This is a genomic window from Streptomyces sp. NPDC021212 (assembly GCF_044332925.1).
Lineage (GTDB): Bacteria > Actinomycetota > Actinomycetes > Streptomycetales > Streptomycetaceae > Streptomyces.
Genome location: NZ_JBIRPZ010000008.1, coordinates 142,978 through 166,775, shown reverse-complemented (window position 1 = coordinate 166,775; position 23,798 = coordinate 142,978). Strand labels below are relative to the sequence as shown.

The 23,798-nt window shown below is 70.5% G+C and carries 24 protein-coding genes, 1 tRNA gene and 2 pseudogenes; 17 read left to right on the top strand and 10 right to left on the bottom strand.

The annotated features are described in order from the left end of the window. Nucleotides 1-8: 8 nt before the first annotated feature. Both ACH4SI_RS22540 and ACH4SI_RS22535 read left to right on the top strand, forming a co-directional pair. Nucleotides 9-1,313, top strand: coding sequence for a methyltransferase domain-containing protein (locus ACH4SI_RS22540; protein ID WP_398298253.1), 1,305 nt, complete (start codon nucleotides 9-11; stop codon nucleotides 1,311-1,313). 116 nt (nucleotides 1,314-1,429) lie between these two features. Then, the gene (locus tag ACH4SI_RS22535; RefSeq protein WP_398298251.1) at nucleotides 1,430-3,802 is read left to right on the top strand and encodes an Orn/Lys/Arg decarboxylase N-terminal domain-containing protein; all 2,373 of its coding nucleotides are present in this window, start codon (nucleotides 1,430-1,432) and stop codon (nucleotides 3,800-3,802) included. Between the two features lie 26 nt (nucleotides 3,803-3,828). Here the strand turns inward: ACH4SI_RS22535 and ACH4SI_RS22530 are convergent, their stop codons facing one another. Together ACH4SI_RS22530 and ACH4SI_RS22525 are read right to left on the bottom strand one after the other, a co-directional pair. Beyond that, entirely contained in the window at nucleotides 3,829-4,149 is a 321-nt protein-coding gene (locus ACH4SI_RS22530; protein ID WP_398298249.1) for a VOC family protein, read from the bottom strand. Between the two features lie 3 nt (nucleotides 4,150-4,152). Next, on the bottom strand, nucleotides 4,153-4,986 hold the full coding sequence (locus tag ACH4SI_RS22525) for an MOSC domain-containing protein (RefSeq protein WP_398298247.1): 834 nt from the start codon (nucleotides 4,984-4,986) through the stop codon (nucleotides 4,153-4,155). Nucleotides 4,987-5,221: 235 nt separating this feature from the next. Between ACH4SI_RS22525 and ACH4SI_RS22520 the strand changes: the two genes are divergently transcribed. Beyond that, nucleotides 5,222-6,445, top strand: a complete 1,224-nt coding sequence (locus tag ACH4SI_RS22520; RefSeq protein WP_398298789.1) for an MFS transporter — start codon at nucleotides 5,222-5,224, stop codon at nucleotides 6,443-6,445. Between the two features lie 19 nt (nucleotides 6,446-6,464). Here ACH4SI_RS22520 and ACH4SI_RS22515 read toward each other — a convergent pair whose 3' ends face one another. Next, nucleotides 6,465-6,986, bottom strand: a complete 522-nt coding sequence (locus tag ACH4SI_RS22515) for a hypothetical protein (protein ID WP_398298245.1) — start codon at nucleotides 6,984-6,986, stop codon at nucleotides 6,465-6,467. 212 nt (nucleotides 6,987-7,198) lie between these two features. On the opposite strand from ACH4SI_RS22515, the gene ACH4SI_RS22510 reads away from it, so the two are divergent. The 6 genes from ACH4SI_RS22510 (at nucleotide 7,199) to ACH4SI_RS22485 (ending at nucleotide 11,437) form a co-directional block, all read left to right on the top strand. After that, a complete protein-coding gene (locus ACH4SI_RS22510) occupies nucleotides 7,199-7,618 on the top strand; it encodes a YciI family protein (RefSeq protein WP_398298787.1) in 420 nt (139 codons plus the stop codon). Further along, nucleotides 7,615-8,799: an RNA polymerase sigma factor gene (locus ACH4SI_RS22505; RefSeq protein WP_398298785.1), complete on the top strand. Its 1,185-nt coding sequence runs from the start codon at nucleotides 7,615-7,617 to the stop codon at nucleotides 8,797-8,799. The genes ACH4SI_RS22510 and ACH4SI_RS22505 overlap by 4 nt, the downstream gene beginning before the upstream one ends. A gap of 408 nt (nucleotides 8,800-9,207) precedes the next feature. Continuing rightward, the gene (locus ACH4SI_RS22500; RefSeq protein ID WP_398298243.1) at nucleotides 9,208-9,495 is read left to right on the top strand and encodes a YiaA/YiaB family inner membrane protein; all 288 of its coding nucleotides are present in this window, start codon (nucleotides 9,208-9,210) and stop codon (nucleotides 9,493-9,495) included. A gap of 107 nt (nucleotides 9,496-9,602) precedes the next feature. Beyond that, nucleotides 9,603-10,439, top strand: coding sequence for a hypothetical protein (locus tag ACH4SI_RS22495; protein ID WP_398298241.1), 837 nt, complete (start codon nucleotides 9,603-9,605; stop codon nucleotides 10,437-10,439). A 324-nt stretch (nucleotides 10,440-10,763) separates the two neighbouring features. Further along, a complete protein-coding gene (locus ACH4SI_RS22490) occupies nucleotides 10,764-11,135 on the top strand; it encodes a hypothetical protein (protein ID WP_398298239.1) in 372 nt (123 codons plus the stop codon). A 146-nt stretch (nucleotides 11,136-11,281) separates the two neighbouring features. Beyond that, complete coding sequence (locus ACH4SI_RS22485) at nucleotides 11,282-11,437, top strand: hypothetical protein (RefSeq protein ID WP_398298237.1); 156 nt, start codon at nucleotides 11,282-11,284, stop codon at nucleotides 11,435-11,437. A 197-nt stretch (nucleotides 11,438-11,634) separates the two neighbouring features. On the opposite strand, the gene ACH4SI_RS22480 is transcribed toward ACH4SI_RS22485, so the two are convergent. Further along, entirely contained in the window at nucleotides 11,635-12,723 is a 1,089-nt protein-coding gene (locus ACH4SI_RS22480; protein ID WP_398298235.1) for an NADH:flavin oxidoreductase/NADH oxidase, read from the bottom strand. A 122-nt stretch (nucleotides 12,724-12,845) separates the two neighbouring features. Between ACH4SI_RS22480 and ACH4SI_RS22475 the strand changes: the two genes are divergently transcribed. Then, complete coding sequence (locus ACH4SI_RS22475) at nucleotides 12,846-13,418, top strand: TetR/AcrR family transcriptional regulator C-terminal ligand-binding domain-containing protein (protein WP_398298233.1); 573 nt, start codon at nucleotides 12,846-12,848, stop codon at nucleotides 13,416-13,418. Nucleotides 13,419-13,540: 122 nt separating this feature from the next. Here the strand turns inward: ACH4SI_RS22475 and ACH4SI_RS22470 are convergent, their stop codons facing one another. After that, on the bottom strand, nucleotides 13,541-14,962 hold the full coding sequence (locus ACH4SI_RS22470; protein ID WP_398298231.1) for a sulfatase: 1,422 nt from the start codon (nucleotides 14,960-14,962) through the stop codon (nucleotides 13,541-13,543). Nucleotides 14,963-15,090: 128 nt separating this feature from the next. Next, nucleotides 15,091-15,612, bottom strand: a complete 522-nt coding sequence (locus ACH4SI_RS22465) for a cupin domain-containing protein (protein ID WP_398298229.1) — start codon at nucleotides 15,610-15,612, stop codon at nucleotides 15,091-15,093. A 200-nt stretch (nucleotides 15,613-15,812) separates the two neighbouring features. On the opposite strand from ACH4SI_RS22465, the pseudogene ACH4SI_RS22460 reads away from it, so the two are divergent. Both ACH4SI_RS22460 and ACH4SI_RS22455 read left to right on the top strand, forming a co-directional pair. After that, a pseudogene (locus ACH4SI_RS22460) lies at nucleotides 15,813-16,275 on the top strand (RrF2 family transcriptional regulator). Between the two features lie 693 nt (nucleotides 16,276-16,968). Further along, nucleotides 16,969-17,259, top strand: coding sequence for a hypothetical protein (locus ACH4SI_RS22455; RefSeq protein WP_398298783.1), 291 nt, complete (start codon nucleotides 16,969-16,971; stop codon nucleotides 17,257-17,259). On the opposite strand, the gene ACH4SI_RS22450 is transcribed toward ACH4SI_RS22455, so the two are convergent. After that, complete coding sequence (locus ACH4SI_RS22450; RefSeq protein WP_398298227.1) at nucleotides 17,205-17,615, bottom strand: DUF4395 domain-containing protein; 411 nt, start codon at nucleotides 17,613-17,615, stop codon at nucleotides 17,205-17,207. The two genes, ACH4SI_RS22455 and ACH4SI_RS22450, sit on opposite strands and share 55 nt — an antisense overlap. A gap of 186 nt (nucleotides 17,616-17,801) precedes the next feature. Here ACH4SI_RS22450 and ACH4SI_RS22445 point away from each other — a divergent pair, with 186 nt between their 5' ends. Next, a complete protein-coding gene (locus ACH4SI_RS22445; protein ID WP_398298225.1) occupies nucleotides 17,802-18,236 on the top strand; it encodes a TlpA family protein disulfide reductase in 435 nt (144 codons plus the stop codon). Nucleotides 18,237-18,303: 67 nt separating this feature from the next. Here ACH4SI_RS22445 and ACH4SI_RS22440 read toward each other — a convergent pair. Continuing rightward, nucleotides 18,304-18,381, bottom strand: a tRNA-Trp gene (locus ACH4SI_RS22440). A gap of 142 nt (nucleotides 18,382-18,523) precedes the next feature. Continuing rightward, nucleotides 18,524-18,790, bottom strand: a complete 267-nt coding sequence (locus tag ACH4SI_RS22435) for a DUF4235 domain-containing protein (RefSeq protein WP_398298223.1) — start codon at nucleotides 18,788-18,790, stop codon at nucleotides 18,524-18,526. A 147-nt stretch (nucleotides 18,791-18,937) separates the two neighbouring features. Between ACH4SI_RS22435 and ACH4SI_RS22430 the strand changes: the two are divergent. The 4 genes and pseudogenes from ACH4SI_RS22430 (at nucleotide 18,938) to ACH4SI_RS22415 (ending at nucleotide 21,697) form a co-directional block, all read left to right on the top strand. Continuing rightward, a pseudogene (locus ACH4SI_RS22430) lies at nucleotides 18,938-19,859 on the top strand (YihY/virulence factor BrkB family protein). A gap of 387 nt (nucleotides 19,860-20,246) precedes the next feature. Beyond that, complete coding sequence (locus ACH4SI_RS22425; RefSeq protein WP_398298221.1) at nucleotides 20,247-20,927, top strand: CorA family divalent cation transporter; 681 nt, start codon at nucleotides 20,247-20,249, stop codon at nucleotides 20,925-20,927. Continuing rightward, complete coding sequence (locus ACH4SI_RS22420; protein WP_398298219.1) at nucleotides 20,896-21,225, top strand: CorA family divalent cation transporter; 330 nt, start codon at nucleotides 20,896-20,898, stop codon at nucleotides 21,223-21,225. Before ACH4SI_RS22425 ends, ACH4SI_RS22420 begins: the two co-directional genes overlap by 32 nt. 94 nt (nucleotides 21,226-21,319) lie before the next feature. After that, complete coding sequence (locus tag ACH4SI_RS22415; protein ID WP_398298217.1) at nucleotides 21,320-21,697, top strand: hypothetical protein; 378 nt, start codon at nucleotides 21,320-21,322, stop codon at nucleotides 21,695-21,697. Nucleotides 21,698-21,909: 212 nt separating this feature from the next. Here the strand turns inward: ACH4SI_RS22415 and asnB are convergent, their stop codons facing one another. Then, the gene (gene asnB / locus ACH4SI_RS22410) at nucleotides 21,910-23,742 is read right to left on the bottom strand and encodes an asparagine synthase (glutamine-hydrolyzing) (RefSeq protein WP_398298215.1); all 1,833 of its coding nucleotides are present in this window, start codon (nucleotides 23,740-23,742) and stop codon (nucleotides 21,910-21,912) included. Nucleotides 23,743-23,798 lie beyond the last annotated feature (56 nt).

The following is a 23,798-nucleotide window of genomic DNA, read 5'->3' as shown; positions in this document are numbered from 1 at the left end:
GGCGACCCGTGAGCTGGGCGGAACCGACGGGCGTCCTGGTCGTCCAGCACCTGCCGCACGAGGGCCCGTACGCCATCGGCACCGCACTGGAGGCGGCCGGACTGCCGGTGCGGGTATGCCGGACCTGGGCGGGGGACCCGGTGCCGGAATCGCCGGACGGACTGGCCGCGCTGGTGGTCATGGGAGGACCGATGGCGGCGTACGACGACTCCCCTGCGTTTCCGACCCGCGCGGCCGAGTTGGCCCTGCTGCGGGTCGCGCTCGAGGCGGTGGTGCCCGTGCTCGGGGTGTGCCTCGGTGCGCAACTGCTCGCGGTGGCGGCGGGCGGCGTGGCCCGGCCCGGCGACGGTCAGCAGACCGGCTGGGGAACGGTGCGGACGACCTCGGCCGCGCCCGCCGACCCGCTGTTCGCCCCGCTACCCGAACACCTGCGCGTACTGCACTGGCACGGCGACACCATGGACCTCCCGGCCGGTGCCGCCCTGCTGGCCTCCTGCGACCGCTACCCGGTCCAGGCGTTCCGCATCGGTGGCGCGGGCTGGGGGCTGCAATTCCACCTGGAGGTGGACGAGGAAGCCATCGACGCCTTCGCCACGGCCTTCCCGGACGAGGCCGCCACCGTGCCGGACCTCCGGGAGTCCACCCCCGCCGAACTGACCGCGTCGGCACCGCACCGCGACGGCGTCTTCGAGCGCTTCGCCGCTCTCGTGGCGTCCCGGGCGGCCCGGACCACGACCCGCGCCTTCTTCACCTCGCTGGCGGCGACCTGGGAGGAACACTTCGCCGCCGACGGCCCCCGATACGCGGCGGCCGTCTCCCGCAGGGAACTGCTCCCGGGGCAGCGGGTCATGGACATGGGCTGCGGCAGTGGCCTCGCCCTGCCCGCGCTGCGCGACGAAGTCGGTCCCCGGGGTGTCGTACTCGGAGTGGACCTCACGCCGGCCATGCTCACGGCCGCCGCCCGCGAAGGGCGTGCGGGCGTCGCCCACCTGCTGCTCGGCTACGCCTGTCGACTGCCGCTGCCGACAGGCTCGTTGGGCGGCGTCTTCAGCGCGGGCCTGATCGATCACGTCCCCGACTCCGCCGCCGCCCTGCGTGAATGGGCCCGCGCAACCGCCCCCGGCGGTGTCCTGCTGCTCTTCCACCGCTCCGGCCGCGCCGAACGCGCCGCCCGCCACGGGCGTCCCCTGGCCCCCGACGACCTGCTGGCCGAGCAGAACCTGCGCCCCACGCCGCACGCGACGGGCTGGGACCTGCTCTGCTACGAGGACGCGGCACACCACTTCCTGGCCCGGGCGGTGCGCACCGGCTGAGTCTGAGGGCATGTCCTCCTTTCGGGTGGCCTTTCCCCGATTGCGTCGCCATGCGCGCGTCCGTCCCCGGAAACTCTGACGGACAGCGGCGGCAGGCCGAGGAGGGGGATGGGGATATGGCGGGCAACACCGTTCTGTTCGCGGTCCGGGAGCACCCCGGCGGTGACACGGCCGGGGCCGAACAACTGCGCAGGATCCGTGAGGCGGTCGAGGCCGCAGGATTCGCCGTGCGGTGGGCCGGGACCGGCGCCGAAGCCCGGACGGTGCTGCGCACCGAGGCCGGTCTGGCAGCGGCGTTGGTGGACTGGGAGCTTGACCCGAGCGGCGAACCGGGCGGCGCCGCCGTACTACGCGACGTGGGCCGACGGTTCCAGAGCCTGCCGGTCTTCCTCATCGCGGCCGACGAAGGCTTCGAAGACCTGCCGCTGTGGGTGTCGGAGACCGTGGTCGGGTACGTCTGGCCGGAGGAGGACACCGCAGCCTTCATCGCCGGGCGGATTTCCAGCGCTGCCCGCGCTTACCGCGAAGCCGTACTGCCACCGTTCTTCAAGGCACTGCGCCACTTCGACGATACGCACGAGTACTCCTGGCACACCCCGGCCCACGCCGGTGGCGTCGCCTTTCTGAAGTCACCGGTGGGCCGGGCCTTCCACGACTACTTCGGGGAGCGGCTGTTCCGTAGCGATCTGTCCATCTCGGTCGAAGCGCTCGGCTCCCTCTTCGAGCACACGGGGCCCATCGGCGAGGCGGAGCGGAACGCCGCCCGGGTCTTCGGCGCCGACCTCACGTATTTCGTCCTGCACGGCGATTCCACCTGCGACCGTCTCGTCGGCCACTTCAGCGTGACCCGTGACGAGATCGCGCTCGTGGACCGGAACTGCCACAAGTCGGTGCTGCACGGCCTGGTCATCTCCGGCTCGCGGCCGGTGTATCTGATCCCTACGCGCAATGGCTACGGTCTCTCCGGCCCGCTGCCCCCGGGCGAGATCCAGGCGGACACCGTGGCCGCCCGCGTCGGCGGAAACCCACTGGCGCGCGAAGCACTCTCCTCCCAAGCCCAGTACGCCGTCTTCACCAACTCCACCTACGACGGCCTGTGTTACGACGCGCTCCAGGTCGCCCGAGCGTTCGCGGCCAGCACACCCCGGGTCCACTTCGACGAGGCGTGGTTCGCCTACGCCCGCTTCCACCCCCTCTACGCCGGGCGCTACGGGATGTCCGTGGGCCCCGACACCTTCCCCGGCCCGGACCGGCCCACCGTCTTCGCCACCCAGTCCACCCACAAACTGCTGGCCGCGCTGTCGCAGAGCGCCATGGTGCACATCAAGCCCGCGCCCCGAGCCCCGGTGGAGCACGACAGGTTCAACGAGGCGCTGATGATGCACGGCACCACCTCCCCGCTGTATCCGATGATCGCCTCCTTGGACGTCGCCACCGCGATGATGGACGGCCCGCAAGGCCGCTGGCTGATCGATGAGGCGGTGACCGAGGCGATCCGCTTCCGCCAGGCGGTGGTGCGGATCGGCCGTCGCATCAAGGCCGCCGGTGACCGTCCCGCCTGGTTCTTCGGGGTCTGGCAGCCGGAGACGGTGACCGACCCGTCCACCGGCGAGCGGCTGCCCTTCGACGAGGCCCCGGCCGAGCTGCTGCGCACGGAACCGTCGTGCTGGGAGCTGGAGCCCGACGCGGATTGGCACGGATTCCCCGGGCTCGCCCAGGGCTACTGCATGCTCGATCCCCTCAAGGTGACCGTGACCTGCCCGGGGATCAACGCAAGCGGCCACATGGCCGATTGGGGCATCCCCGCCCGGATCCTCACGTCCTACCTGGCCACCCGGAACGTCGTGGTGGAGAAGACCGACAGCTACACCACCCTGGTCCTGTTCTCCATGGGCATCACCAAGGGCAAGTGGGGCACCCTCCTGGACGCCCTGATGGACTTCAAGTCCCACTACGACGAGGACACACCGCTCGACCGCGTCCTGCCCGGGCTGGTCACCGCGTACCCGAACCGCTACACCGGCGGCACACTGCGCGGACTGTGCCAGGAGATGCACGACTATCTCCGCGCGGTGAACCTGGTCCAGCTGCTGGACACCGCCTTCCAGGAGCTGCCGGAGCCGGTCGCCCCTCCGCAGCTCTGCTACCAGCGTCTGATCCGCGGCGGCACCGAGCGGGTACGGCTTGCCGATGCGGCAGGCCGCGTGGCCGCGGCCATGGTCACCGTCACGCCACCCGGCATCCCGGTGCTGATGCCCGGCGAGGGCATCGGCACCGCGAACGGTCCGCTGCTGCGCTATCTGACGGCCCTCGAGTCGTTCGACCGCCGCTTCCCCGGATTCCGCAGCGAGACCCACGGCGTGACCATCGACTCCGAAACCGGGGACTACCTGATCGAGTGTCTGTCCCGGGAGGCGGAAGCCCGCCACGGTGCCCTGTCCGAGCCCCGCAAGATTGCCGTCCCGCCCCCGGCCCTGGGCACAAGGTGATCGAGTGATCGGCGCCAAACGCGACTTCAGGCCACGTACAGCTCCACGGCACGCCCATCCGGGTCTTCCACCACGTGGCGGCCAGGAGCCAATGGGGGAGTCATGGCTCGGCCATCGACGGTGAACCCGAGCCGCACACTGGAGGCAGGCCGCCTGGCGTTGGCGGGGTAGAGCTCGAACACGGTGTTGTCCGGCAGGGTGGCGGCGTAGTGAAGCGGGCCGCGCCCGTGCTGTTCTTGGACGAGGGGCAGCCCCAGACCGGCGTAGAACGCGCGCGACTCCTCCAAGTGGTCGGTGTAGAGGACCACGAGCGCGATGCGGGCGGCTTTGACGGGCGAGACAGACATCAATCAGAGCTCCGACTCGCCCCACGACGTGACGTGCACTTCATCGCCCACGGACAGTTCGCCGGCGCGCAGCACGGCGTACTTCGTGCCGAAGGCGACGCCGCCCTCGGCAGCTCGGCGGTAGGCGGCCAGGGTGCGCAGTGGCTCGGGGCCCGCCTTGGCACCGGACTGCTGGTCGACCATGGTGACGGCGCAGCGGATGGCGAGCTTGGCGTAGCCGAGTTCCGTGCCCCCGATGCTGATCCGGTGAGCGCGGTCCTCGGTGTGCGGGGAGTTCCAGCCGCCGACGACGATGTTCGGGCGGAAGCGCTCCATGGGGAGGCGCGGGGTGCCGTGCGCGCCCAGCTGCTCGTTCAGCAGATCCAGGGTGGACTGGGAGAGGATGTGGACGGCACAGCTGTCGGCGTATCCGGAGGTGCCGGGCGTGCGGCCGTCGGTGACCCGGTCGTGGTCGGCCGGAACGCGCACCAGGCGGCTCGGGGAGCCGAGGACATCGGATAGCCACGCGGCGGCTTCGTCGCCCTGGTCGATGCCCCTGAACGGTGCCCCGAACAGCTCGACTTCTCGCGACCGACCGGAGATGTCGACGTCGATCCCGACCGTGTCCGGGCCCGGGGCCGGGGCGTGCAGTGCGAGCCGTAGCCCGTCGGCGCTGATCTCCGGGCGGATCAAGGCCAGTCGCGGGTCGCGCCGTTGGCTGCGGAAGACACCGTCCTCGTTGGTGACCATGAAACTGCGGTCATGGGCGAGCCCGGCGGGCGTCAGCATCGTGGTATGCGAGGGCATTCCGGCGCACCCCTTGATGGGATAGGTCAGCAGCGCGGCGACCCTGGCCACATGTTCCCCCTGTCTGTGTGCCTGCCATAACGCCGTGATCATAGGGGCGTGTGGCCGCGCGGCAAGCGAAATACGCGGGCGGCTCGCCCACCCACTTCCGGTGTGTCCGCCGACCCCCGCCCGGTGATCGTCGGCCTTCCGCCAGAGGAACAGGGGCGGCAGCGACCGCCTCCCCGCTGAACCCGAGCCCTATGATGTTTGCGTGAACATCCGACGGGACGGGGACACGCGGAGGATGCCCGCCGGGTTGGTCGCGCTCGCGCTCGGCAGTTTCGGGATCGGCCTGACCGAGTTCGTGATCGCGGGCCTGCTGCCCCAGGTGGGCCACGATCTGGACGTCTCCGAGGCCGCGGCCGGGTGGCTCATCTCGGGATACGCCCTGAGCGTCGCGATCGGTGCGATCCTGCTGACCGCCGCCACCACCCGTATCCACCGCAAGGCCGTCCTCGTCGGATTGGTGGTGCTGTTCGTCCTCGGCAACCTGCTTTCCGCGGTGGCGCCCACCTACACCGTGGCGTTGCTCGGCCGTGTCGTCGCCGCCCTGTGCCACGGTTCCTTCTTCGGCATCGGCTCGCTCGTCGCCCGCCGCATGGTCCCGCCGGAACGGGCCTCGCGCGCGGTCGCCGTGATGTTCGCCGGGCTGACGGTCGCCAACGTGCTGGGTGTGCCGTTCGGCGCCCTGGTCGGCGAACGCTTCGGCTGGCGCGCCACGTTCTGGGCGGTCACCGGGATCGGCGTGCTGGCCCTGGCCGCCATCGCCGTGTGGGTCCCGGCCTGGGCGGGCGCGGTGGACGAGGCCCACCGGACGGCCGGCCTGCGACCCCAGCTACGCGCCTTCCGCTCCCGCCAGGTCTGGCTGACCCTCGCCGCCACCGCCCTCGGCTACGGCGGCATGTTCGGCGCGTTCAGCTACATCGCGTACACCTTCACCGAGGTCACCGGCTTCTCCAGCACCGACGTCGCCTGGCTGCTCGTCGTCTACGGCGGCGGCCTGGTCATCGGCAACGTCGCCGGAGGCCGGGCGGCCGACCTCGACCGTGACCGTACGCTGATCGCGTCCCTGGCCGGGCTCGCCGTCACCCTCGCGGCGTTCGGCGTGCTGGCCGAGGGACGGGCGGCGTCGGTGGTCCTGGTCTTCCTGATGGGCGTCTTCGGGTTCGCCGCCGTCCCCGGCATGATCACCCGCGTCACGGACGCCGCCGGTGGCGCACCGCTCGCCGCCAGCGCCAACGTCTCGGCCTCCAACGTCGGCAACGCCCTGGGCGCCTGGCTCGGCGGCCTCGCGATCAGCGCCGGCCTGGGCTATACCGCCCCGCTGTACGTGGGCGCCGCGGTCGTGGCACTCGGCCTCGCCGTGATGGTGATCACCGCACGTACCGGTCCCGTGGCCGCACCTCCGCCGGTCGGCCCTCACCAGGATCCCCGGCCCACCACGAGCCGCCCGGGATCTCGACGGTGATGCCCGCGGCGGCCTGCGGTCAGCCGCCCATCTTCACCTTGGTGGCCTTGGCGACCTCGCACGTCTTCGGCATCGCGGCCGAGTCGCCCTTCCACGTGGTGGACGCGAGTGCGCTCTTCATGGCCCCGACCTGGACGGGCACCTGGGCGAGGGTGGTGTAGACCGCCTGGTCGGAGTGTGCGGAGTTCAGGAAGCGGACCTTGACGGTGTAGGCGTAGTCCGCCGCGCCGTTCACGTTGTTGAGCTGGACGATTGCGAACAGCTTGGATGCGTCGCGCAACTGGCACGACTTGATGCTGACCTCGGCCTTGGACTTGACGGCCTGGGCGGGACCGGACCCGCCGCCCGCCTTGTCCGCTGCGGCGGACCGCGATGGCCTACCCGCGGCGCTCGGCGAGCCGCTGCTGCTGGTGCCGTTCTTCCCGTCCTTGCCGGCGGCGGACGGCGCATCGCCCGATCCGTTGCTGGAACAGGCCGTAAGGGCGAGGAGGGCAGAGGCGGCGAGCGCGCCGCACGTGGCGACGCGACGAAGGTGGCGCATGGTGAAAGGGTCCCCCGTCAGGACACAGGTTCGCCGGACGGACCGGCCCAGTCCGATTTACGCTGGCAGCACCTGCCGCCGCGCCCGGTTGAGGGGGGGGCACGACAGAGTCGGACGTATTTTTTGGGCGACGATGTCGAGAACCCGCGTCCGGCTCCGTCCCTGGGGTGAACGCGACCACAACGGGTCGCACCGGCACCGAGGAGAACACGATGGCCAAGTACCTGCTGCTCAAGCACTACCGGGGCGCTCCGGCCGCGGTCAACGACGTGCCCATGGACCAGTGGACGCCGGAGGAGATCTCGGCGCACATCACGTACATGGGGGACTTCGCGGCCCGGCTGGAGGGGACCGGCGAGTTCGTCGACGGCCAGGCGCTCGCCCCCGAGGGGACGTGGGTCCGGTACGACGGTGAGGGGCGCCCGCCGGTCACCGACGGCCCGTTCGCCGAGACCAAGGACCTCATCGCCGGCTGGATGGTGATCGACGTCGATAGCTACGAGCGGGCCGTCGAACTGGCCGGGGAACTGTCGGCCGCCCCCGGGGCGGGCGGAAAGCCGATCCACGAGTGGCTCGAGCTGCGCCCGTTCCTGGCCTCGCCGCCCACCATCACGGAGTGCCCACACCGATGAACGAGGCCCTGCTCAGGAGCCTCACGCCGAGCGTTATCGGGATCCTCGTCCGCCGCGGAGCCGACTTCGCGGCGGCCGAGGACGCCGTGCAGGACGCGCTGGTCGAGGCGCTCCGCGTCTGGCCGGCCGACCCTTCCCCAAGCTCTCGGCTGCGCTCGAGCGGGGGAGACCCCGTTCGGGACCCGAAGGGCTGGCTGGTCACCGTGGCCTGGCGCCGGTTCCTCGACCAGGCCCGGGCGGACGCCGCCCGCCGCCGGCGTGAGGACCTCCTCGACGAGGAACCGGCCCCCGGACCCGCTGCCGCCGCGGACGACACCCTCCAGCTCTACTTCCTGTGCGCCCACCCCTCACTGACCCCGTCGTCCGCGGTCGCGCTCACCCTGCGCGCGGTCGGCGGGCTCACCACCCGCCAGATCGCCCAGGCATACCTGGTGCCCGAGGCGACCATGGCGCAGCGCATCAGCCGGGCCAAGCGCACCGTCTCCGGTGTGCGCTTCGACCGGCCCGGCGATGTCGCCACCGTGCTGCGCGTCCTCTACCTGGTCTTCAACGAGGGCTACTCCGGCGACATCGACCTTTCCGCCGAGGCCATCCGGCTCACCCGGCAGCTCGCGGCCGCGTACGACCACCCCGAGGTGGCGGGGCTGCTCGCCCTCATGCTGCTCCACCACGCCCGGCGCGCCACCCGGACGGCGCCGGACGGCGGCCTGGTGCCGCTCGCCGAGCAGGACCGCGACCGGTGGGACACCGCGTCGATCGCCGAGGGCGTCGCGATCCTGCAGGCAGCTCTCGCCCGCGACCGGCTGGGCGAGTTCCAAACCCAGGCCGCCATCGCGGCACTCCACGCCGACGCGCCCACCGCCGAGGAGACCGACTGGGTACAGATCGTCGAGTGGTACGACGAACTCGCGCGCCTGACCGACAGCCCCATCGTCCGGCTCAACCGTGCGGTGGCCGTCGGCGAGGCCGACGGACCCCGCGCCGGGTTGGCGGCGCTCGCGGCGCTGGACGATTCGCTGCCCCGCCACGCCGCGGTGGCGGCGTACCTCCATGAGCGCGACGGCGATGTGGCGACGGCGGCACGGCTGTACGCCGAGGCGGCCCACAAGGCCCCCAACCTCGCCGAGCGCGACTACCTGACACGCCAGGCCGCCCGGCTCAACACCCGCCGGAGCCGCTGACCCGCGCTTGACCGGCTCCCTCAACGGGTGCTGCGCGGCGCATCGAACGCGCGTGCGCGGTCTTGCGGGCCGTCCCGGCGCTGCCGGCCCTTCAGACCGGCGGCCCGTGACGTGCCCGCCGCCTGGTGTCGCGCGGCTGTCGGCAGGGCAGGCGGAACGTGGTACTCGAAGCGGCGGGCGCCCTCGGCCTCGACTAGCCCGTAGCGGTTAGCGGTTGGGCTCGGCGGGACCAGGTCCTTGGCGGCCGTACCGGTTGTCGCGGTTGTAGACGTTGCCGCAGACATGGCCGTGGATCCCACAGATGGCAAGGGGACGGAGGGCCGACGCTGTCGCCGGAGACCCGATCTGAGTACGTACCTGAGTATCCGTACGGGTGTGCGGCCGACCGCGACCGTCGATCCTTTGCCCATGAGTGAGACACCGGTCAAGCAACAGAGCACGGCCGCGTTCTACGGTCAGGCGGTCGCCTCCTTCTCCATCGCCATGGCGGCCACCGCCATCGGCATTTTCCGGCTGAGTGCCGATGCCTGGGTGCGCGGCTTCCTGGCCATCGCCGTGCTCTACCTGGTGACGTCCGCCTTCACCCTGGCCAAGGTGATCCGGGACCGGCAGGAGGCCGGGCAACTCGTCACCCGAGTCGATCAGGCCCGGGTGGAGAAACTTCTCGCCGAGCACGACCCCTTCGAAAAGCTGTGAACACGGTCAGCTAGTCCTTGTGTGAAATGTCAGGAGTAGGTGTACGTCTCGCAGTGGGGCGGTCACCCGGGGGATGGCGCCGGTGCGGTTCGCTTAAAGTGCCGATCATGTCTCAGCCAAAGATCCTCAAGCGCATTGCTCAGCACCGGCAGTCCACCCGGGTGGCCTCCCGACGAACGAAGAAGACCCTGATCGCGGCCATCGGCATAGGCATGGCCGTCGCGTTGAGCGGGTGCAACGACGACACCGGTAAGTCGACGGACAAGGACACCGGCGCTGCGGGGTCGAAGGCGCCTTCGGCGGGATCGTCCCAGTCCTCTGGCCCGGCGAGCCCCTCGGGCGATCAGCCGATGGTCCCGGGATGGCAGACGCAGACCGCGCAGAAGCACCACTTCCGTTACGACGTGCCCGCCAAGGCCAAGAAGTGGAAGCTCATCGACGAGGGCACGGCGCTGTCCTACACGGACAAGGACGGTCAGCCGATCGTCGTCATGACCGGAGCCGCCAACTACCGTGAGGGCGGTTGCGGGTCGAGTCCCAACCCGAAGGCCATCGGTGAGGCGGGCAAGGGGCAGCTCGCCACCGTCGGCACCACGGGCGGCGGCAAGGACGGCTCCCTCCAGGAAAACGCCCGTAACTGGGCGGGCAACTGGGGCTTCGCCGCGTACGGCGGTGAGGACCACAAGCCCAAGATCAAGGTCAGTGAGCCCAAGCCGCTGAAGCAGGGCGGTATCGACGGCTACACCGCGACCGCCCAGGTCACCGTCACCAACCGCGCAAGCTCATGCGTCCCGCCGAAGGCGATCGTGCACAGCATCGCGCAAAAGCTCCCCGACGGGACCATGCACGGCTGGGTGATCTACGCGGACCAGGGAGTCCCGAACGCACTGACGGCCGCCGAGATCAAGGAGATCATGGGCACCGTCCGGTCCACGGACAGCTGACACCCTCCCTCACCCCCTTCCTCGTCTCCCCGCAGCGCATCGTGGATGTCGTCCACCTCGGGGGTATTGGGGGCCAGGTGGCAATCAAGCGCTCGAGGAGAGAGCGAGGGGTGCCGAGGTGGGCGGTGAGGACCAAGGCGCCGGCCAGCCGTGCCGCGAGTTCGGGGCCTGGTCCGACTCCGCCCTGGTCCCGCTGCCCGAAGGCGGTGTGGGGTATCCAAGCCTCGTTGCCCTGGCGGAAGTTGGGGGTGTCATAGACACCGAATCGCTGATTTAATTGGGGTAGATGATCTTGAGCCCAGGTCCCTCGGAAAGGCAACTCTGATGTCCGCCGTCCCCTTCCCGTCCCGCTTCCGTTCCGAGGGCCCGCTCGACGCCGCCGACGCCGGCGTTCTCCGCGTCATGTGCGACTCCCGTACTCCGGTGTTTCTCACCGTGCACGCGAGTGGGCGGCGGCGGTACGGCTATTGGCAGCCGTACGACTCGGTCACCAACAGGGGCGGTTGCTACGTCGCTCTGCCTACCCCTGAGTGCGACAGGTTGTACTCCGAGGGACGGATCTCGCTCGGTGAGCCCCTCGTGGACCCGGCCAAGACCACGTACCGCGTGTGGCCCGCCCGCTCCCCGGTCGCGCCGGTGCGTACGCCGGTGGCACGCGTGCCCGCGGTGGCGGTGGCACAGACGCTGGCCGCGTGAGGCTCGGGCCGGTCAGCGGGCCGCGCGCCGAAGCGCTTCGACCTCGGCGTCGAGCGCGGCCTCGCGGGGTCCGTGCCCAAGTGGGTTCCCAGCCCAGGAACTTCAGCGGGCGGCAGACCAGCCGCGGCATGGCGAGGCTCGACGCGGTGTCGCGACACTCGGTCTCCCTCGTCCTCGAACACGGCGGCGCGATGACGCAGATGCGCTTGCACCGCGGCTATCTCGAGCGCCTGCGCGAAAACACCGGCTACCTCACCCCGCAGGCCGAAGCACTCGCCGAGCCGCTGCGCCAGACCACGTGAGAACGCGGCCTCGGAGACCTTGGCGACGAAGCCCTCTACCTGTGGAACGCGTTGTTCGACCCACGCGACACCTTGACCTCATCAAGAGCGGACACACCGAGGACGAGGCCGCCACGCGCCTGGTGGCAGCTCTGCGCGGTGCGCTGATCGGATGGTCGGCGGTGGACCGGCCACAGCGCGCCTGACAGGGGCGGATCTCACAGCGCGCGGTGGTACTGGCTTGGCCAGGCCACTTTGTCGCCGGGCCGGTTGCGCAGGGCGAGATACGGATCGCGAAGAAGCGCGCGTCCCATGAGCACTGCGTCCGCCCGGCCGTCGGCCATGAGCTCGCGGGCCTGCGACAGGTCGCCGATCGGTCCGACCGGGGCGACTGCGAGCCCCGAAGCCTTCCTGAGCGTGTCCGTGAACTCGGCGTGGACCCCGTCCCGCACCGGTGCGCGGGCCGCCCGGTCCCGCACCACCCCTCCGGAGGAGATGTCCAGGAGGTCGATCCCCACGGCCGCCAGTTCCTTGGCGAATGTGGCCGCCTCGTCGACGGAGATGCCGCCGTCGACCCAGTCCGTGGCGGTGATACGGACGAAGACGGGCTTCCCCGCCGGGAAGGCTTCACGAACGGCTCGAGCCACGCGCAGGGGAAGGCGCATTCGGTTCTGCAGGCTCCCGCCGTACTCGTCCGTCCGGTGGTTGGACAGGGGGGAAAGGAACTGGTGCACGATGTACCCGTGCGCGGCGTGGATCTCGACGGCCTCGTATCCCGCCAGGTGGGACATCCGGGCCGCCCGGGCGAACGCCTCCACGACCTCGTCGATGTCGGCATGGTCGGCTTCCCGGGGAACGTGCAAACCGCCGAACGGAATCGCCGACGGTCCGATGGTCTCCCAGCCGCCGTCGGCCACGCTCACCGGGCCGTTCTGTCCCTCGCCGTTCCAGGGCGCCTGATGCGACCCCTTCCTTCCCGCGGCCAGCAGTTGGATCGCGGGAACCGCGCCGTGTTCGGCGATGAAAGAGGTCAGGCGCCGGTGCGCAGCGGCCTGTTCTTCATTCCAGATCCCGAGGTCTGCCGACGTGGCCCGGTGCCACGGACCCACGGCCGTGGCCTCGACCATGAGCAGACCCACCCCGCCGATCGCGCGTGCACCGTAGTGCACGAGGTGCCAGTCGGTCGGTTTCCCGTCCGCTCCCGCGGAGTACTGGGCCATCGGGGACATCCACACACGATGGGGGATGGTGACGTCCCGCAGCCGCAGCGGGCGCATCTCGGGGCCTGTGACGTCTTGGCTGGACACAGCTGAACTCACCTCCCGAGGCGGGCGAGCCTCGCAGTGATCGTTGCGATTACGGCTTCAACGTACCATAAGCGCAACGAACACTGCGTTAAAAAAGCAGCGATCAATGCAATACTGGACCTGTGCCCCTTACGAGTTCTTCCTCGCCCCACTCCGGCAGCCGCCCCGGCGGCCGGAGCGCCCGAGTCCGGGCGGCCGTCCACCAGGCCGTCAGGGAACTGCTCGCCGACGAGGCCAACGACCCGCTGACGATTCCGGTGGTGGCCGCTCGCGCGGGCGTACACGCCACCACGGTCTACCGGCGCTGGGGCTCCGTCGGCGAGCTGCTGGCCGACGTCGCGACCAGCCGCTTCTCCGGCGACCTCGTGGTGCCGGACACCGGAAGCCTGCGCGGGGACCTGGAGCGCTACGCATTCGACCTCGCCAAGGACCTCAGCGACCCGGACACCCTCGCCCTGGTGCGCGCCACCATCGGCACGGCAGGTGGACAAGGCGCCGCCGCATGCAGCGGAGAACGCGGCCAAGCGCTCGAAGCCATACTCGAACGGGACCGGGCCCGGGGCAATCGGACCCCGACTCTCGAACACACCACGGACGCCCTGCTCGCCCCTCTCTACTACCGGGCCGTCTTCACCGGCCGGCCCCTCACCACCGAATGGACACGCACCCTCGTGTCCCGTCTGCTGCCGGAGTGACGACACCACGCCCGCTTCGGCGTCCGGTCCGGCCGCAAGGTCAGGAACGCCCGGGCGGAACCGGGCGTCTCCCTGGCCCTGGAGGACGGCCGGCTCCCAGTCGTCGCGTCTCGGAACGCGCCTCAGGACGCGGGATAGGGGAGCAGGTCCTCGGCCGTCTTCTCCCAGGCCGCCTTCAGCTCTTTGAGCAGTTCCGGCCGGTCGGGCGCGAGGTCGGCTTGTTCCCTGGAGTCGCGCGCGAGGTTGAACAGATGGTCCTTGCCGTCGGTGTCCTGGTAGTACTTCCAGTCACCACGACGCAGCGCCCGATTGGCCCGGACGCGCCAGAACAGGTCGCGTTCGCCCGGCTCCTCCCCGCGCAGCAGGTACCCGGCCAGACTGGTCCCGTCCAGCGGATACGCCGGATCCGGCCGGGCGCCGCCCACCTCCAGGAGGGTGGCGGTCCAGTCGGGGGAGAAGTTCGGCTCGTCACTGACCTGGTGGGGGCCGATCCGGGCCGGCCAGCGCACGATGGTCGGGACCCGGATGCCGCCTTCCAGCAGGGAGAACTTCTCCCCGCTGAGCGGCCAGTTGTAGGAGAAGCGCTCGCCGCCGTTGTCGCTGGCGAAAAGCACCAGGGTGTCGTCCTCCTGGCCCGAGCGCCGTAGTGCCGCGAGAACCTCGCCGATGGCGGCGTCCAGGCTCTCGACCATCTCCGCGTACTTCGCGACGGAACCGCCGTCGTAGTGGCTCAGCGCGTCGACGACATCCGCATGACTTTTCGCTGCCCGGATCTTCTCGGCGATCTCGGCTCCGGTGGCGGCATCGCCCTCGGCGAGCCACGGCCAGTGCGGGGTGGTGAAGTTGAGGTTGAGGAGCCAGGGTGTGTCGTGGTCGCGGGTGACGTACTCGACGGCTCGTTCGGTGAGGACCGTGGTGTAGTAACGCAGGTCCCGGTGGGTGGCGTCACCTTCGAAGAGGTCGTACTCGCCGAGCTGTCCGAGCTTGGAGAAGTACTCCAGTACGCCGCCGAAGTTGCCGAAGAACTCATCCCAGCCGGACTTCGTCGGGCTGTAGTCGGGCAGCCAGCCGCAGTGCCACTTGCCGATCAGGGCGGTGGCGTATCCGGCCCCCTTCAGCAGCGAGGCGAGGGTGGGATGGTTCGGGTCCAGCCCTTGCGTGCGGTTGCTGACCGGCTCGGCCAGGCCGCCCTTCGTCCGCCCGGGGAAACGCCCGGTGTAGAGGCTGAACCGGGTCGGGGAGCACGTGGCCGAGCCGGAGTAGGCGTTGGTGAAGCGCACACCCTGGTGGGCGAGACGGTCCAGGTGCGGGGTCTTGATGTGCGGTGCGCCGTAGGACGCCAGGTCGGCCCAGCCAAGATCGTCACCCAGGATGACCAGGAGATTGGGACGGCGGCTCGAGGCGCCGCCGGGGCGGGCCCGGAAGGGCCGTTCTTCCGTATCGCTCGCGTCGGCCGGTCCGGCGGCGGTCACGCCCGCCGCGGTGAGCGCGCCCCCGCCGAGCAGACCCTGGAAGAGACGGCGGGACATCCTGGGATCGTTCATGGTGATCAACACTGTGGGAGAGCGGAGGCGGCGGGCAACGCCCCACAGGCCGCCCTCATGCGATGTTCATGCTCGTTACATATCTCCGCAACAAGCGCCGGCCGTTCCCCGGAGGACGGCTCGCGGCGTCAGTCGCCGCCGGGCGCGGTGTCGAGCCGCTCGGGATCGAGCACGTACAGCTCCGGCAGGTTGACGACGATGGCCTCCTGGGTGCTGCGGGCGATCACCACGACCGCCTCGTCCTCCGTGCCGGGGTTCTCCTCGCGGTGCGGAACGTACGGCGGTACGAAGATGTAGTCGCCGGGCGAGGTGCGGATGCGGACCTCCTCGGGCGTACCGTCGGAGTCGTCGAGGAAGACGAACTCCGGGTGCCCCTTCACCACATGGATCGCCGTCTCGGATGCCCCGTGGTGATGGTTGGAGGACGCGGTGTCGGGGGCGACGTGGGTCTGGCCCATCCAGATGCGTTCCGAGCCGACGCTGCGTCCGCTGATCGCGGCGAACCGCCGCATCCCGCCGCTCTGGGCGGTGTCGCCGTCGAGGGCGTCGGCGCGGATGTGGTGCAGCCGCGCGCGCAGCGGAAGTGAGGAACCGGAACCGTCGGTGCCGTGGTCGGGGAGATCGGGGTGGAAGCCGTCCTTCTGGGGCATGGGATTCCTGCTCGTCCGGGCCCGGTCTGCCACGCCGGTTCGGGCGGGGGAGGGGCGGGCGGCCGCTGGTGTCGGAGCCGCCGACCGTAGAGAGTCCGGAGAATGGGTGTCAAGGTGTGTCCCTTGCCGCCGAGCCGGCATTTGTTCCGGTTCACACGCGGTGGCGTCCACGGGCGGAACCTCTCTGAGAGACGGTGCGCGTGCAGATCTCGGCGAAGGCGGATTACGCGGTGCGGGCGCTCGTCGAACTCGCGGCCGACAACGGGCGCCCCCTGACCTGTGAGGGCATAGCCTCCGCGCAGGACATCCCGTTCCGATTTCTGACGTCGGTCTTCCAAGACCTCCGGAAGGCGGGCCTGGTGCGCAGCCGGCGCGGGTGGCTACTGGCTCGGCCGCGCCGCGGACGCGATCAGCGTCGCCGAGGTGATGGCCGCCGTCGACGGTGAGTTCCTCACCCTGCGGGGCCTGCGGCCGGAGGTGCTGGCCTACCCGGGGGCCGCCGGTGGCCTTCCGGAGCTGTGGCGTTCCGTCGAGGCGGCCGTGTACGAGGTGCTCGGAGGGACGACCATCGCCGCACTCGCGGAGCAGGGCGCGTCGACGCCCGATGGCGCGGCGGCCCCGGGCGCCGTGGCGCGCGGCTCCTCCCCGGCGGTACCGGCATGACCTGGGTGCGCGCGGGCAGTGGCGGGCAGGCTCGGCGGGGGGAGGGGGAGGCGTCGCCGGTCCTGCGCATCACCGAGTTCACCGACGTGGCCTGCCCGTGGGCCTGGGGTTCGGAGCCCGCCTTCCGGTTGCTGCGTCAGACGCTCGGACCGTGCGCCGCCTGGCGGCGGGTGTTCGGCATCCTCTTCGACGAGGGCGACGATCCGGTCCCCGACCCGGATGCCGAGACCCGCTGGTACGAGGGGTTCATCAGCGATGTGGCCGGCCACACGGGCGCCCCGTACGCGCCCCGGCTGCACTGGCCGACACGCAGCATCCGGCCCGGCTCCCTCGGCGTCAAGGCATCGGAGAGGCAGGGGCGCGCAGGTCGCGGAGCGGGTGCTGCGGCGTCTGCGGGAGACCACCTTCGTCCTGGGAACTCCCGCCGACACCGAGGACGGTATCCGCGAAGCCGTGCGCGGAGTTCACGGACTGGATGCCGGACGGCTGCTGCGGGATCTCGGATCATCCCGGGTCCGGCAAGCGGCCCGCGAGGACTGCGCGGCGCCTGGTCCTCCACCGAGCCGTTCAGCCATGGGGGCCGCCACTACCGCCTCGAGGACTACGCCCCCCAGATCCTCCCGTTCCGCTCAGCCGGCATCCCGCTGTACTTCCGCGCTATGAGGTGAACCGCTCGCGGAGACCGCCGAGCAGATCGCCTCCGTACGCGCCGCCGCGGCAGCCGCCGGACGCGCCGAGCCGCCCGGGATCAGCGTGTCCTTCCGCCCGATCCTCGCTCATACCGAGGAACCGGCCTGGGAACGGGCCCACCGCATCCTGGACACCATCAGCGCCGGCGCCGGCCGTTCCGTTCTTCCCTCACCAGAACGGCGAGCGCGCACCCCAGAACGCCGGATCCGGCTCTGGGCTACTGCGGTCGGCGCTTGCGGTCAGGCGCTTCGGACACGGCGGATGAGCAGGTACATCTCGCATCCGAGGCAGTAGCCGAAGGCCGCGTTGAGAAAGGCCGCGGCCAAGGCGAGCGCGGTCGCGGCCAAGCCGAGCCAGTGGACTTGGGCGAGATAGCCGACGGTGCCCACCAGGGCGAAGCCGAAGCCCACACCCTGGGCGAAGCGGGGCGGCCGGGCGGCCTCCAGCTCACGCGGCGGGGAGAGCCTGGGCCGCACGGCGACTCGGTACAGCCAGCCGTACGGGGAGTACCGCAGGCCCGCGAACGCGCCGAGCGCGAAGATCGCGGTTTGCGCGGCGAGCAGCGTCCCACTGCCGGTGATCAGCACTGCGCACAGGACGAGCGTGGTGAGCGTGGCGGCGAAACGGGAGCCGCGCGGGTCGATCTGCATGGTGGAGGACTCCGGGAGGGGGAGGGCTGTGATCGGGCCGGTGCGGGTCAGCGACAGCGGGTGGCCGTGACCCGGCAGAGGTCGACCACACGGCGGGTGGTCAGCCACAGCAGGAGGGCGGAGTCCATGGTCGTCATGGTAGCCGGGCGGTATTCAGGGGCAATGACCAGGCTGCAGACTGGTGGCATGAACGGGTTGGTGGTGTGCGCCGCGGTACTGCTTCTTGCGAGCCTCTTCGGAGTGGCGCGTACGGCGCGTGGTGGGAGGCTACGGGTACGGCAGCGGGATGGCGCGGTGCGCTTGTCGCCGGCGGAACTCGGAGCCGAGCTGGGGGACCGGGCGACGCTGGTCCAGTTCTCCACCGCCTTCTGCGGGCCTTGCCGCCCGACGCGGCAGTTGCTCGTGGAGATCGCCGGGACGGTGCCGGGCGCGGAGCATGTGGAGATCGACGCGGAGGAGCGGCTCGAGCTGGTGAGGCGGCTGGGGATCCTGCGGACACCGACCGTGCTGGTGCTCGACCGGGCCGGCCAGGTTGTCGGCAGGACGTCCGGGCAGCCCCGGCGCGCGGATGTGATGACAGCCATCGGCAGGGCGACCGGGAGCTCCGGCGCCTCGTCCTGATCGAGCCGAGGTTGTGTTCGGCCGTCGAGCACGTTCGCCGGTGTGTTTGGCAGGGACGGCAAGTGTTTGGCAGGGACGGCAGGATTCGAACCTGCGGCGCGCGGGTTTGGAGTCCGCTGCTCTGGCCTGGCTGAGCTACGCCCCTTCGACTTCGACACGGTCAGTCTGGCACCCGCGATCGCGGCTGGCCACGGATTTTTTGCGCTGACCAGGGCACATACGGCGTCCTCGAGGCCGAGAGCCCCGCTGGGACGGCCCGGGGCGCCGTACCGGCGCCCCGGAGGAGATCAGCCGGGCCAGGCGCCGGTCAGGCTGCGGGTGGCGGTGGCGCCGGCTCGGTCGACGGCCGCCTTGACCGCGGCGAAGACCGCGCCCTGGAGGGTGGCGGCGAGCAGTACCTCGCTCCAAGTCCGGTCTTCATCCGTGGCGTCGGGCGCCTCCCGGCCGTGGCCGACCAGCTTCCACGCCTGCTTGAACAGCTTGCTGGCGATCATGCCGCTCATGGCTCCCAGCGCCAGCCCGACGGGCTTGTAGGCCACCTTTGATGCCTTCACGTTCGTCTCATCCCTTCCTGCGGCGACGCGTCGGCCGGAGCCTCTTACCGCCGCCGGGTACCCGCAGGCCGCCCGGGCACACAGCCGGGCGCCGAGCGCCGGCGGACTCAGCGCGTGGGCTGAACTCGAAGGGGTGCTCCGCACCCTATGGTTCGGCTACCGAAAACCGGATACACCAGTCACCAGCCGCATTCGGACCGGGCCCGGGAGGCGGATTCGGGGTCCGCTGTCCACGGCCCCGACGAGCAGGTGGAGCGGTGCGCCCCGGACACTCCGGCCGATCTGCCGAAACGGTCCTGGCGCGCGGCGCGGCCGCCCGGCCAACCTCAGGCAACTCGCTCCCGGCTCGTCGCGCGACATCATCACCCGGACCGTGGAGCAGCTGCAGGGCAACGGCGGCACCGGCTCCATCATGGCGATCGTCGGCCTGGTGCTGGCGGTCTGGTCGGCGTCCGGGTACGTGGCGGCGTTCATCCGCGCCTCCAACGCCGTCTACGACATGCCCGAGGGGCGCCCGGCGTGGAAGATCCTTCCCGTGCGGGTGGGGGTGACGGTCGTGCTGATGGTGCTGGCCGCGGCCAGCGCGCTGATCGTGGTCTTCACCGGCGGTTTGGCCCGCCAGGCCGGGGCGGCCCTGGGGATCGGGGACACTGCTCTGACGGTCTGGTCCATCGCCAAATGGCTCATCCTGCTCATCCTGGTCACGATCATGATCGCGATCCTTTACTGGGCCGCTCCGAACGCCAAGGTGAAGAAGTTCAGGTGGATCACTCCGGGGAGCCTACTGGCTCTGGTGATCTGGATGATCGCCTCCGCCGGATTCACGTTCTACGTCGCCAACTTCGCCTCCTACAACAAGACCTACGGCACGATGGCGGGCGTCATCGTCTTCCTGATCTGGTTGTGGATCAGCAACCTGGCGATCTTGCTGGGTTTGGAGTTCGACGCGGAGACAGCGCGTCAGCGTGCGATCGCCGGTGGCCACCCGCCGCACGCCGAGCCGTACGTGGAGCCGCGCGACACCCGAAAGTGGGATGACCAGGACCTGCGCCGCATGGACGAGTCCTGACGGCGGCCGGCTCTCGGAAGCGCCTGCTGCGCGTGCCGCGGATCATTCCGGCCCATCAGGCCGCGTCGGCGCTCCGCCGCTGCCCCGACTGGGAGCCCGTGGTGGGAACGAGAGACAGATGCCGCCTGCGGGCATGACTCCTCGGCCGTCCGGGCGCGGGCTGCTTGAACACCCACTCCTCATAGCGACCTAAGACCAGTGCCAGGCACATCAGTCCGGGCGGAAGCAGGAAGGCGATGAAGACCACGACGACTCCTCTGGAAGAAGGCTTCCTCCATGCGGGTAGCCCGCCGTGGCGTACGGAAAGCCCGGAGACGTGAGGGCAGCGTGACCAAACTGTGCAGAAGGTGTGCCTCGCGCTGATCGGTCATGGGTGGGAGGAATGCGATGCGCGCAGCGGTGTACGCGGGAGGGATGAGGTGTGTCATCTACCGCGAGCTGGCGGGTGAACCGGAGCAGGTGGACTGCCGCCGGGCCGGAAGCCGTCCGACTGAGGTGTTGGACGCTCTGAAGGGCGCGGGCGAGCAGGGATTCTGCTGGGTGCACCTGGATGAGCCGCATCCGGGGGAGCTGGAAGAGCTGGCAGACCCTTGGGGGCTGCATCCGCTGGCGGTCGAGGACGCCGTCCAGGCGCATCAGCGACCCAAGCGGGAGCGGTACGGGGATGTGCTCGCAGTGGCGCTGAAGACGCTGTGGTACGTCGAGGACGGCTGTGAAGTGGAAACCGGCGAGGTGATGGTCTTCACCGGCCCGCGGTTCGCCCTGACCGTCCGTCACGGCCCGGTCGATGCCACCGTCGAGGCGGCTCGGAGGCTGAACGAGGATGCGCACATGCTCCGGTTCGGGCCCGTCGCCGTCCTGCACGCCGTCCTGGACACGGTGGTCGACTCCTACGCCGAGGCCGCCGTCCAGGTCCGCACCGACCTGACCGCGCTGGAGCGACGCGTGTTCTCCCCGGATCGCGGGTCGTCGAATTCCGCGACGCCGTACAGCCCTTGGCTCCGGTGGTGCAGGATTTCGCGGGCGCCCGCGCCGGATGCCCGAGGAGGCGCTGCCGTACTTCCGTGATGTCGCCGACCACATGCACCGCACCGACACCGAGGTGCGCTCGCTGGACGAGCTGCTCAACTCAGCCCTCGACGCCCACCTCGCACGGGTGGGGACCTGGCAGAACGACGACATGCGCCGCATCTCCGCCTGGGCCGCGATCCTGGCCAGCCCGACACTCATCGCTGGTGTCTACGGCATGAATTTCGCACACATGCCGGAGCTGAACTGGACGTTCGGCTATCCGCTCGCCATCACGGTGATGGCCACCGTGGCAGGGCTGCTGCACCGGGTCTTCCGCCGCAACGGCTGGCTGTGACCGCTGGGAATGCTCGGGTTCGCCGCCGCGCTTCTGGAATGGTGACCGTCGCCTCCATGCGGGGCTGCGGAGCCCGCCGGAAAAAGGGAGTGCTGTGCTCAAGATCGGCGACATCACCTATGACTCAGCGGTCGGCCGCCGGCGCCAAGGCGGCCGTTTCCAGGCGGTCGGCCCAACGGGGCCGAAGGCCGGCACCCCCCAACGCGCCGTGCTGGGTTCGATCGCCTTCGTCGCGGCCAACGTCGCGGGTCGCCGGAGCGACTCCGCCACCATGACCGGAGAAGCGGGGGTGTGCGGATTCGCCGCCGCCGGACTGTCGCGCGTCGCCATCCTGGCAGAGGGACGACCCTCCAACGGGCCCCCGGAGAAGCGGGAGCTGGAGCGGATCAACTCGGGAATCGGCCGGAACATCGCCGCCGTAGTGAGCCTGCTGAAGGCGGCGGCGCTCCAGCACCGCCACGCCACCCTGTAGGGGGCGGCTGGCCGTACCCGCCGCGGGCCGCGCCGGAAGGCGTCGCCGAAAGGGCGGCCCTGAGCCCGATCGACTACTCCAACAAGCAGAAGCACAACCGGCCACTGAGCGCAGCGCGTGGCGAACAGCGATCCACCGGCCGCCACGCGCTGCGCCGGGCCGCGACCGACACCGGCGAGGTGTCGGCCGACGCGGCCCGGCGCCCCCGCGGCTCAGTCCAGCGTGATGGTGGGCTTACGCAGGTCCATCCACGTGGCCAGGTCGAGGGCGCGTTCGATGGCGGCGCGCTGCTGCGTGGTGATGGTCTCGCCCGGTGCGGCGATGGCCTGCTTCAGCGTCTCGATGCGGCACAGGTCGAGGGCCGGGTGTCCCGAGGTGATGAGGTCGCCCGCCTGCCGCTTGATGGCGGCCAGATAGGCGGGATCGAAACTGCCGGGGTAGCCGCTCTTCTTGCGGTTCGCGACCGACTCGGGCAGCACATCACGGGTGGCCTCGCGCAGGATGCTCTTCTCCCGCCCGTCGAACGTCTTGAGCGACCACGGGGTGTTGAAGACGTACTGCACGAGGCGGTGGTCACAGAACGGCACCCTGACCTCGAGCCCGACGGCCATGCTCATGCGGTCCTTGCGGTCCAGGAGTGTATTGACCATGCGGGTCAGGTGGAGATAGCAGACCTGCCGCATGCGCTTCTCCAGGCCGGACTCGCCCTCCTTGAGGGGGACTTCGTCCAGCGCGGCGACGTACCGGTCGTGCAGGTAAGTGTCCAGGTCGAGCCGGGCGGCGAGGTCGTCGGGCAGCAGACTCTTGGTGTCGCCGAGCACCTGCCGTCCCGCGAGCCAGGGGAAGGTGTCGGCCTCGCGCCGCTCGTCGTGGAACCACGGATAGCCGCCGAAGACCTCGTCGGCCGACTCGCCGGACAGCGCGACCGTCGACTGCTCGCGGACCGCCTTGAACAGCAGGTAGAGCGAGTTGTCGCGGTCGCCGAGCCCGGTGGGCAGGTCGCGGGCGGCGATGGCGGCCCGCCTGACGGCAGGGTCGGACAGGGCGGAGCCGTCGAGCACGATGTCTTGGTGGTCGCACTTCACGTACTCGGCCACCGCGTGCACATACGGCGTGTCGACGCTGGGCGCGACGTCGATCGCCCGGAAGTTCTCCGCCTGGTCGGGGAAGTCGACGGCGAAGCTGCGGACGGTCTCGCCGTCCTCGGCGAGCCGGCGGGCGGCGAGCGAGGTCATCGCGGAGGAGTCGAGCCCGCCGGAGAGCAGGGTGCAGCGGGGCACGTCGGCGACGAGCTGGCGGGCGATGATGTCCTCCAGCAGCTCCCGCACATGGGCGACGGTCGTCTGCTGGTCATCGGTGTGTTCGGAGACCTCCAGACGCCAGTACGCCCGCTCGCGAAGCCCGCTGCGGTCGAGGACGGCCAGATGGCCGGGGCGCAGTTCCTTCATGCCCTTCCATATGGCCTCGCCCGGCGTCTTGGCGAACGAGAAGATCTCCCGCAGTCCGTCGATGCCGACCACGGGGGCGGCCAGCGGGTTGGCGAGGATGGCCTTGGGCTCGGAGCCGAAGAGGACGCCGTCGTCGGTCTCGTAGTAGTAGAACGGCTTGATGCCCATCCGGTCCCGGACCATGACCAGCTTCTCGGTGCGGGAGTCCCAGATGGCGAAGGCGTACATGCCGTTGAGCTTCTCGGTGAGGGATTCGCCCCACTCCAGATAGCCGCGCAGGACGACCTCGGTGTCGGAGTCGGTGGTGAAGCCGTGGCCCCTGCGGCGCAGTTCGTCGCGCAGCTCGGTGAAGTTGTACGCCTCACCGGAGTACACCATGGCGACGGGGCCGTCGGCCGTCTCGACGGCCATGGGCTGGGCCCCGCCGGGCAGGTCGATGACCGCCAGTCGGCGATGGCCGAGCGCCGCCCTGCCGGTCACCCAGGTGCCTGACGCGTCCGGGCCGCGGCAGGCCATCGTCTCCGTCATGGTGCCGAGGAGCTGTCGGTGGGAGGCCAGGTCTCGACGGTAGGAGACCCAGCCGGTGATGCCACACACGGTGATCAACCCTTTCGATCGGGAGCCGAACGGTTGCCTGGGTTAACCATCTACCT

Coding starts and splice junctions, on each gene's coding strand:
- ACH4SI_RS22535 (WP_398298251.1), top strand. CDS start 1,430: ATGGCGGGCAACACCGTTCTGTTCGCGGTCCGGGAGCACCCCGGCGGT.
- ACH4SI_RS22530 (WP_398298249.1), bottom strand. CDS start 4,149: ATGTCTGTCTCGCCCGTCAAAGCCGCCCGCATCGCGCTCGTGGTCCTC.
- ACH4SI_RS22520 (WP_398298789.1), top strand. CDS start 5,222: ATGCCCGCCGGGTTGGTCGCGCTCGCGCTCGGCAGTTTCGGGATCGGC.
- ACH4SI_RS22515 (WP_398298245.1), bottom strand. CDS start 6,986: ATGCGCCACCTTCGTCGCGTCGCCACGTGCGGCGCGCTCGCCGCCTCT.
- ACH4SI_RS22510 (WP_398298787.1), top strand. CDS start 7,199: ATGGCCAAGTACCTGCTGCTCAAGCACTACCGGGGCGCTCCGGCCGCG.
- ACH4SI_RS22505 (WP_398298785.1), top strand. CDS start 7,615: ATGAACGAGGCCCTGCTCAGGAGCCTCACGCCGAGCGTTATCGGGATC.
- ACH4SI_RS22500 (WP_398298243.1), top strand. CDS start 9,208: ATGAGTGAGACACCGGTCAAGCAACAGAGCACGGCCGCGTTCTACGGT.
- ACH4SI_RS22495 (WP_398298241.1), top strand. CDS start 9,603: ATGTCTCAGCCAAAGATCCTCAAGCGCATTGCTCAGCACCGGCAGTCC.
- ACH4SI_RS22490 (WP_398298239.1), top strand. CDS start 10,764: ATGTCCGCCGTCCCCTTCCCGTCCCGCTTCCGTTCCGAGGGCCCGCTC.
- ACH4SI_RS22470 (WP_398298231.1), bottom strand. CDS start 14,962: ATGAACGATCCCAGGATGTCCCGCCGTCTCTTCCAGGGTCTGCTCGGC.
- ACH4SI_RS22465 (WP_398298229.1), bottom strand. CDS start 15,612: ATGCCCCAGAAGGACGGCTTCCACCCCGATCTCCCCGACCACGGCACC.
- ACH4SI_RS22450 (WP_398298227.1), bottom strand. CDS start 17,615: ATGCAGATCGACCCGCGCGGCTCCCGTTTCGCCGCCACGCTCACCACG.
- ACH4SI_RS22445 (WP_398298225.1), top strand. CDS start 17,802: ATGAACGGGTTGGTGGTGTGCGCCGCGGTACTGCTTCTTGCGAGCCTC.
- ACH4SI_RS22425 (WP_398298221.1), top strand. CDS start 20,247: ATGCGCGCAGCGGTGTACGCGGGAGGGATGAGGTGTGTCATCTACCGC.
- ACH4SI_RS22420 (WP_398298219.1), top strand. CDS start 20,896: ATGCCCGAGGAGGCGCTGCCGTACTTCCGTGATGTCGCCGACCACATG.